Consider the following 513-nt stretch of genomic DNA (forward strand, 5'->3'; position numbering starts at 1 on the left):
CCATTAGATCGTGCGATAAACGGGGTGGTCAAGGCAGACCAGAATGACAATACCACGGTATATCAGGAACTCGATGAATACGTGGTCACCAATGAGCTGGAAAAGCATTTTCGTGACTTTTTCCAGTCTTATGGTACAGACCTAAGCGATCCTTCGATTGCCAACCGAGTCGGTGTGTGGATTTCAGGCTTCTTTGGTTCAGGTAAATCACATTTCCTGAAAACCTTGTCGTATATTCTGGCCAATAAAGTGGCACGTGACGCGGAAGGTAACGAACGCAGTGCTGCAGAATTCTTTGATGAAAGCAAAATCCGTGATGCGTTTATCCGGGCAGATATTGGCAAGGCCGTTAGCCATCATGCCGATGTCATCCTATTTAACATCGACAGTAAAGCCAGCTCCAATGATGATGGCAATCCGATTCTGAATGTGTTTTTACGCGTGTTTAACGAATATCAGGGGTTTAGTGCTGACCATCCACATATTGCCCATATGGAACGTCACCTGAGCCAG

Annotated in this window: 1 protein-coding gene; it reads left to right on the top strand. The window is 46.0% G+C overall.

All coding sequences use genetic code 11. The features are described 5' to 3' along the window. Positions 1–513, top strand: a 513-nt coding sequence (locus ACNPNW_RS03415; protein ID WP_527890961.1) for a DUF6079 family protein, incomplete at both ends; no start/stop codon positions are given.

This window comes from Acinetobacter endophylla (assembly GCF_053543775.1).